Source organism: Gillisia xinjiangensis (genome assembly GCF_046298265.1).
GTDB lineage: Bacteria > Bacteroidota > Bacteroidia > Flavobacteriales > Flavobacteriaceae > Gillisia > Gillisia xinjiangensis.
Map to the genome: position 1 here is coordinate 901,008 of NZ_JBKAHK010000002.1, position 8,541 is coordinate 909,548.

7 protein-coding genes and 1 tRNA gene are annotated in these 8,541 nt (G+C 37.9%); 7 read left to right on the plus strand and 1 reads right to left on the minus strand.

The features are described 5' to 3' along the window. The first annotated feature begins 81 nt into the window (after window positions 1-81). The 7 genes from ACKGJN_RS05170 to ACKGJN_RS05200 all read left to right on the plus strand — a co-directional run bounded on the left by ACKGJN_RS05170 (window position 82) and on the right by ACKGJN_RS05200 (window position 7,853). The gene (locus tag ACKGJN_RS05170; RefSeq protein ID WP_409538362.1) at window positions 82-1,218 is read left to right on the plus strand and encodes an efflux RND transporter periplasmic adaptor subunit; all 1,137 of its coding nucleotides are present in this window, start codon (window positions 82-84) and stop codon (window positions 1,216-1,218) included. After that, complete coding sequence (locus tag ACKGJN_RS05175; RefSeq protein ID WP_409538363.1) at window positions 1,215-4,415, plus strand: efflux RND transporter permease subunit; 3,201 nt, start codon at window positions 1,215-1,217, stop codon at window positions 4,413-4,415. Before ACKGJN_RS05170 ends, ACKGJN_RS05175 begins: the two co-directional genes overlap by 4 nt. Beyond that, window positions 4,399-5,727: a TolC family protein gene (locus ACKGJN_RS05180; RefSeq protein ID WP_409538364.1), complete on the plus strand. Its 1,329-nt coding sequence runs from the start codon at window positions 4,399-4,401 to the stop codon at window positions 5,725-5,727. Before ACKGJN_RS05175 ends, ACKGJN_RS05180 begins: the two co-directional genes overlap by 17 nt. A 24-nt stretch (window positions 5,728-5,751) precedes the next feature. Continuing rightward, complete coding sequence (locus tag ACKGJN_RS05185; protein WP_409538365.1) at window positions 5,752-5,934, plus strand: CPXCG motif-containing cysteine-rich protein; 183 nt, start codon at window positions 5,752-5,754, stop codon at window positions 5,932-5,934. 279 nt (window positions 5,935-6,213) lie between these two features. Continuing rightward, a tRNA-Met gene (locus ACKGJN_RS05190) sits at window positions 6,214-6,286 on the plus strand. 283 nt (window positions 6,287-6,569) lie between these two features. Beyond that, window positions 6,570-7,211, plus strand: a complete 642-nt coding sequence (locus tag ACKGJN_RS05195; RefSeq protein ID WP_409538366.1) for a hypothetical protein — start codon at window positions 6,570-6,572, stop codon at window positions 7,209-7,211. Between the two features lie 171 nt (window positions 7,212-7,382). Next, window positions 7,383-7,853, plus strand: coding sequence for a hypothetical protein (locus tag ACKGJN_RS05200; RefSeq protein ID WP_409538367.1), 471 nt, complete (start codon window positions 7,383-7,385; stop codon window positions 7,851-7,853). A gap of 321 nt (window positions 7,854-8,174) precedes the next feature. On the opposite strand, the gene ACKGJN_RS05205 is transcribed toward ACKGJN_RS05200, so the two are convergent. Continuing rightward, the coding region (locus tag ACKGJN_RS05205) for a transposase (protein ID WP_409538368.1) at window positions 8,175-8,541 on the minus strand (367 nt) is incomplete at its 5' end.

An 8,541-nucleotide genomic window follows, 5' to 3' on the forward strand; every position in this document is an offset into this window, starting at 1 on the left:
ATTTTTATTTGTTCATGTTTTTTCATTGTTGATTAAACGTTTTCTGTTTATTGGAGTCTAAAGTTTAATTAAAAACAATTCATGCGTAAAATAATTCTCTCCATACTTGGAGTTTTACTTGTAATAGCTGCTGTTTTTGGAGCCAAGGCCATCATAGACAGCAATACCGTAGAACGACCACCTATAAACAAAACAGTTAAAACTGTTTTTGTAGATACAGTTCAAAATCGAACAGTACCTATAATTATTCCTGCAAATGGTGCCGTTACGGCCCTAAATAAAACAGAACTTTTTTCAGAAGTAGAAGGCATTTTTAGAAATAGCAGTAAACCATTCAGGGCAGGGCAAACATACAGGCGCGGTCAGGTTCTTTTGAATATAGATGGTTCAGAATTTGCTGCCAATGTACGTGCGGCCAGGAGTGAACTTTATAATAGCATTACGGCCATTATGCCCGATCTGAGGCTTGACTATCCTGAATTATACCCGAAATGGGAGAAATATCTCAATAATTTTGATGTAAACCGTAATCTGGCACCATTGCCGGAAACCGAATCCAATCAGGAAAAATATTTTATCGCTGGCAGGGGGATTGTTTCGGCTTATTACAATATAAAAAACCTGGAGGCCCGGTTAAATAAGTTTTCAATTATTGCGCCTTATAACGGGGTTTTAACGGAAGCTTTGGTAACAGAAGGTTCCTTGGTTCGTCCCGGACAAAAACTGGGAGAATTTATAGACCCATCAGAATTTGAGCTGGAGGTAGCAATCCGAAAATCCTTCAGTGATTTGCTTAAAATAGGTGAAAAGGTGACGTTGTCCAACCTTGAAAATACTCAAACATTCAAAGGAACTGTAAGTCGTGTAAACAGTCGTATAGATCAGGCTTCACAAACCATTCAGGTTTTTATAAATGTTAAAGACCCGGAAGTAAAGGAAGGAATGTACCTGGAAGCCAGGCTTGAAGCACGAAGTGTGGAAAATGCCATTGAAATCCCGCGGGAGTTGTTGGTAGATCAATCTAAAGTTTACGTAGTGAATGAAGGTTTGCTTAATCTTGTTCCGGTTACTCCGGTTTATTTCGCTTCAGAAAAAGTAGTTATTCAGGGGCTTGAAGATGGTGCTAAATTGGTTTCATCTCCGGTTCCGGGAGCTTATCCGGGAATGGAGGTGGCGATAAGCGAAAGTCCAAATTCAGTTAAATCCCGGAAAAATTGAGAAAAATAATAAGTTATTTTATAAAGTATGAAGTTGCGGTAAATGTTGTGGTTTTTGCTTTTGTTATCTTTGGAGTCGTTGGGATATTCAATATGAAGTCTTCCTTTTTTCCCCTGGAAGATTCCCGTATCATAAATATAAATGTAGCCTACCCGGGGTCTTCCCCCGAAGAAATTGAAGAGGGTATTATCCTTAAAATTGAAGACAATTTAAAGGGTTTAATTGGAATAGACAGGGTAACTTCTGTAGCGCGTGAAAGCGGAGGCTCCATAACCGTTGAAATTGAGCAGGGAGAAAATATCGATGTGATTCTTTCTGAAGTAAAAAATGCGGTAGACCGGGTTCCCAATTTCCCTACAGGGATGGAGCCGCTTGTAGTCGCTAAGCAGGAGTTTGTGCGCCCTACAATTAGCTTTGCTGTAAGTGGAGAAAATATACCCCTTACAACGCTAAAACAAATAAGCCAGCAAATTGAGAATGATATGCGGGCCATAGATGGGGTTTCTCAAATTGAAATTTCTGGTTATCCTGAAGAAGAAATTGAGATAGCGGTTAGACAGGATGATCTACTTGCCTTTAACCTCACCTTTGAAGAGGTGGCCGCGACAGTTTCTAATGCAAATATCCTCACCACTGGAGGAACTATAAAAACCTATGCTGAAGATTATCTCATAAGGGCCAATAACCGTGCTTATTTTGGTGATGCTTTAAACGATCTTGTTGTGCGGGCAAATCCTTCCGGACAAACTATCAGGTTAAGGGATATTGCTGTGGTTAGAGATCGTTTTTCTGAAACTCCAAATGCCTTATTCTTTAACGGGAATATGGCGGTAAATGTTCAAATAAGCAATACCAATAATGAAGATCTGCTTTCTACAGCCGATAAGGTTAATGAGTATATTACCTCTTTCAATGAAAAGAATTCCAATATCCGGTTGGATGTGGTGAGTGATTCTTCAATTACATTAAATCAGCGTACACAACTGCTTCTGGAAAACGGATTTATTGGGATTTTGTTGGTATTGCTGTTCCTTTCCTTCTTTTTGAATACCCGTCTTGCCTTCTGGGTTGCTTTCGGTTTGCCGGTAGCTTTCCTTGGAATGTTCATTTTTGCAGCGCAATTCGGTGTGACTATTAATGTGCTGTCATTATTTGGTATGATCATCGTTATTGGGATCCTGGTAGATGACGGGATAGTAATTTCAGAAAATATTTACCAGCATTACGAGAAGGGTAAAAATCCGGTTCGTGCGGCTATCGACGGTACTATGGAAGTTGTGCCGCCGGTTATTTCAGCTATAATAACCACCGTTTTGGCTTTTGGTACATTTTTGTTTCTGGACAGCCGGATAGGAGAATTCTTTGCTGAAGTTTCTACGGTGGTTATTTTAACCTTAATTGTTTCCTTAATAGAGGCATTTATTATTCTTCCGGCACATATCGCGCACTCCAAAGCTTTGGTGCGCGATTCGAAAGTTAAAAAGAAAAGCAGGACAGATAAGGTTTTTGAAAAACTGAGAGGATTTAACAGGACCGGAGATAAAATTATGGTCTATATGCGGGATAAAACATACAGTCCGGCCTTAAGGTTTATTTTGAGACAGCCTGTAATGAGTCTTTCCATTATATTGGTACTGCTAATCCTCACCGTAGGAGCAATAGGAGGGGGATGGATACGTGTTACCTTATTTCCCAGTATTGCCAGTGACAGGGTTTCTATTGATTTATTGATGGCAGAGGGAACCAATCCGGCTAAAACCGATTCTATTATTAGCCTTGTGGAAGCAGCAGCCTGGAGAGTAAATGATGACTTTACAGAGCGACAAACAGGAAATAAAGCTGTGGTTGAAAACATTATTAAACGCGTAGGTCCCGGGAATAATAAAGCTTCCCTGCAGGTGAATTTACTCCCCGGTGAAGAAAGGGATTTTGCATCCCCAGATATTACCAATGCGATCCGGGAAGAGGTAGGGCCTGTCTTTGGAGTTGAAAGTCTCACCTTCGGATCTGGAGGGAATTTTGGAGGAAGTCCTGTTTCAGTCTCTCTTTTGGGTAATAATATAAAAGAACTGGAAGCGGCAAAGGAAGAATTAAAGGTGATATTTGAAAATAATACCCTGCTCAAAGATGTTACAGATAATGACCCTAAAGGCATCAAGGAAATAGATATCAAATTAAAGCAAAACGCATACGCTTTGGGGCTGGACCTTAGCAATGTGATGCGACAAATTAGAAATGCCTTTTTTGGAACCCAGGCACAACGTTTCCAGCGTGGGCAGGATGAAGTTAGAGTTTGGGTACGTTATAATCTTGAAGAGCGATCTTCTATCACCAAACTGGATGATTACAGGATCGTTACACCTTCCGGAACACGGGTTCCCTTCAGGGAGATTGCAGATTATGAAATTATAAGAGGAACTGAATCAATAAGCCACCTGAACGGATTACGTGAAATTAGAGTAAGTGCAGATATGGAAGATCCCAACGGAAGTGCTACTGATATTCTTTTTGATGTGCAAAATAATATAATGCCGAACCTTCTGAATAAATATCCATCGCTTTCTGTTTCTTATGAAGGACAAAACAGGGAAGGAGAAAAACTTTCGAATTCAGCTAAAAAAGTACTTCCTATTGTGTTGTTCTTAATTTACGCTACAATTGCGTTTACTTTCAGAAGTTATAGTCAGCCTTTGTTGCTAATGCTTTTAATTCCATTCAGTATAATTGGGGTAGCCTGGGGACACTGGATCCATGGATTTCCCATCAATTTTCTTTCGGCCCTGGGAATCATTGCTCTCATTGGAATTATGGTGAATGACGGACTGGTATTGATTGGGAAATTTAATAATTACCTTGTGGAAGGTATGAAATTTGAAAACGCGCTTTATGAAGCAGGAAGGTCCAGATTTAGAGCGATTTTCCTTACATCCCTTACAACCATTGCCGGACTTGCACCCCTTATATTCGAAAAAAGCAGGCAGGCACAATTCCTTAAACCTATGGCGATTTCGATTGCTTATGGAATAGGAATTGCCACAGTTTTAACTCTGTTGCTGCTACCTTTATTTCTTGCATTAAGCAATTATTTCAAGGTGGGGGCCATTTGGCTTGCTACCGGAAAAAAAGTGGAAAATGAAAATGTAGAAAGAGCGATTAAAGAACAAAAAGAAGAAGAAGCTCATGCAGATAATACATAAATCCTTACTTTTCCTCTTCCTTTTTTACCTGGGAGGCAGCTTTGCACAAACAAGAATTATAAGTAAGGAAGAAGCAATCGTAAAAACACTTGAAAACAATTACGGAATCAAGATTTCTCAAAATAATGTCGAGATCGCCGATAATAATCAGGATATTTTAAATTCGGGATATCTTCCTTCTATAACTGGAGTGGCTGGCGCGAATTACAATATTGAAGATATTAATGCCACTTTACAGGGAGGAGATGAAAGAGATGTTGAGGGAGCTAAAACAAACCGATACAATGCTTCTATAAACCTAAATTATACCTTGTTTGACGGTTTGGGGAGATGGTATAACTTTAAACAACTTAAGGAGCAGTACAATCTCACAACTCTGGATGCAAGGGAAACCATAGAAAATACGATCCTGCAATTGCTAACGGTTTATTTTGAGGTGGCACGGCTTACAGAAAATGTAGATGTTCTGGAAGAAACTCTTGAAATTTCCAGGGACCGGATAATCCGGGCGCAGTATCAATTTGAATTTGGACAAAGCAACAGGCTTGCCGTATTAAATGCAGAGGTTGATGTTAATAATGACAGTATTAATCTTTTAAACGTGCAACAGCAACTGGATAATGCCAGACGGGATCTGAATGTAATTGTCAATGATCAGGAAATTCCCCTGGATGCATTCCTGGTAGATACAACCGTAGCATTTATACCTAAGCTACAGCTGGAATCCTATCTTTCAGAAGCAAAAATGAATAATGTTTCCCTGCTTCGTGCAGAAAGTACGATCTCAATATCAGAATATGCTTTGAAAGTAAGTAAATCCGGATATTTGCCTACTGTAAATCTCAACGGTTCGTATGGATGGAATACAGCAAGTTTACCTTCCACTTCCTTTGCACAAACTAGCACCACTTTAGGTTATGCCGCAGGCTTGAGTTTGAGCTGGGATATTTTTGATGGAGGAGCTTCAATTACCAACGTAAGAAATTCTAAGGTGAGGCTTGAAAACGAGGAATATATTAAAAAGCAAATAATTCTCGAGGTGAACAGGGATATCGCCAACGCTTTGGGGAATTATGAAAACAAGCGTTATATCTTTGAAGTGCAGGAAAATAATGTGGTAACCAATCAAAACAACTTTGAACGCACAGAGGAGCAGTTTAAAATAGGTCAGATAACCTCCATAGAATTCCGGCAGGCACAAATCAATTTACTCAATGCCAGAACCAGTAAAAATCTTGCTAAATACGATGCGAAATTAGCCGAAATACAATTGCTGCAGCTTACAGGGCAACTTCTTAACGTTGAATTTTGATAGGTTTACCTAATCTAAGAACAGATGAATGAACATGTATTCCAATGCCCGTATTGCTGGGAAGAAATTTCAATGCTGCTGGATGCATCGGTAAGCTCGCAAGCCTACATTGAAGATTGCGAGGTTTGTTGTAATCCCATAGAGGTTTATGTGCGATTTGAGGGAAATGAGGTGATAGAGTTTTCAGCAAACAGCATCGAACAGTAATTTTTTATGCTGAATCATATTTTTGAACAGTTCAGAAATTTCAAATTTATAGAGAACCGTCACCTAATAATTTGAAAATCAAAGCCGTGTTTGCAGGATCGATTTGGATGCATTTTTTCTAAGTGGCTGATAAAAGTATCCAGCTAATAAAAAATTAATTTTTTGAAATTTTCCTTTGCAAAAGAGGAATTCTATTGTATATTTGCACTCCAATAACGAAGAAAGCTTTTAAGCGAGTAAGGTTATTTGTAAACTTGACAATTTAGATTAAAGATATATCGCGGGATAGAGCAGTAGGTAGCTCGTCGGGCTCATAACCCGAAGGTCACAGGTTCGAGTCCTGTTCCCGCTACTAAGAAGCCGAAACCCTCAGTAAACACTGGGGGTTTCGGCATTTTTATGTATTTACCCGGGTCAATATTGGGTCAAGCGACATCTACAAAAGCTTTTATTCAATTGATATTCAGTATCTTGCGGAAATGAAATTGGATCAAGCGAACTCATAAATTAGAATCATTATTTGCCAATAAAATTGCTTAAATTTAAAAATAGGTAAATTCATTATTCACATATAAAAGAAATAAATGCAATAGTGCATTTATCAGTACGTTACCCAACATTTAAAAAACCGTAATATGAAGAAAATACTATTAATGACATTTTTACTTCTTCAATTCAGCTTATATTCTCAAAATACTTCACACTGGAATATTGGAATTGAATTTTCTATTGATAACATATCCTTTTCAGATGATATAGATGGAAAAGATTATATTCTCACGGAAGGCTCTTCTACTGGATATGAAGGGATAGATTATAACCAAAACAATTACACTTTAGGCCTCACCACCAGACACTTCTTTGGAGAGAAATTGGGTATATCCTCTGGAATTTTATATTCTAATAAGGACTTTACAGGAGCCTACACTTGCGTAGTGTGTAATGCATTTACTTCGCCCACTCCGGAAATTATCGAGCAAAGGTTTTTGGTTGTTCCTGTTTCAATTTTTTATTCCTTGCTGCCAGGCAAACTAAAACCAATTTTAGAAAGCGGATTTAAAAATAATTTTGAAATACAGAATAATGCGCAGGGAAAAAGTAAAGGGTATTTTTTAGAAGCTTTCATAGAAGCTTCAATAAATTATGAATTTACAGAAAACTTAATTGCAGGGATTGGATATAATTATCAAACAACTCTAACTGATTTATATAAGTCGGATGGGTATAATTTGAGAACCAGTGCTTTTTTGTTCCAAATAAATTACGCTTTAAAATAACGTTGGGTAACAACATATAAAAACAATGCTCAAACCTGTCTCGAATCGAAAATCCGTGCTCACTTGCTTAGCGAATTGTCCTGCGGACAATCACGCTGGCCAGCTCGCACAGTTTTTATTCGGGACGTTGTGCGTAATGCAAATTAATAATTAATGAAAAACTTATATACTATGAAAATTTTTAGAATTTTAATCTTGTTTTCTATCACATTTTTGATAAGCTGTAGTGGAAATGATGAATCTTTTTCCAGTGAAAATAAAATTATAGAAATAAGAAACTATACTATAGAAGTCCCAGACAATTTTAAATTAATAGAAGAACAAGGTTATGATTCCTATGTTGGAAAAATTCAAGGCTCAGGAATAATAATTTCTTTTGACTATGGAATTTACACACGCAAAGAGGAAAATATTTCAGATGAGGATTATGAGGTGCGCGATGATATATTTGATGGATATTCTAAACAATTATTAATCGCTAACAATCCTGAGATAAATAATACATCAGTTCATATAGCCTTAATTGATCAAGATGCCGAAAATATATTTTCAAAAGCGCCCTTAAAAATGTGGAGTGAAAATCTTACGGCAAATAAACAGGATTTGGTAGTCAAAATTTTCGAATCCCTGAAAGGAAATTAGCACTACGCACAACAACATATCCTATGAAAAGCAATAATCTTGTCTCTCAAAATTAATATTTTATTTTCTCTTATTTCATTCCTTATAAATTTTTAGAGCGTTAAATTCTTAATGAAGCTTTGCTTCAGTGAGAATTTAATGCAAAAATAACCCGCTCAGCATCCTATTTGTGGTCACTTGACTTAAAGAAGCGCCACCAGCATCGCTATGATTGGTTAAATAAACCCATCCACTTGCTAAAAAATGTGATCCAGAATGGCCACCTATGTTGTTTTGTGGTATGGGCTTTTAATATTTTGAGCTTAGTCATTGATTTATATTTTATGCTACAACCCCAACTTCGTAAGGGATTTCAGTTTTGATTACGGCCAAAGTCCGACTTAATAATTTGTGGGCCACTTTGACGATTATTTTCTTGACATCCTTGCCCAGGTGTTTCCTGTAATAGGACTGGATAACCGGATCTGTTCTTATTGCCTGCCATGATGCTTCCACAAAATAAGAGCGAATTAGTCGGTGGCATCGGGGGTTCATTCCCATCGATTTGGAAGTAGCTCCGCTTTGATGGATTCCGGGTGCTAGTCCAACATAGCCTGCCAGGTGTTTTAAGCTACTGAAACGTCTTAGATCTCCGAGTTCTGATAGAATACCAACTGCTACAATACCCCCTATTCCCGGAATGCTCCTT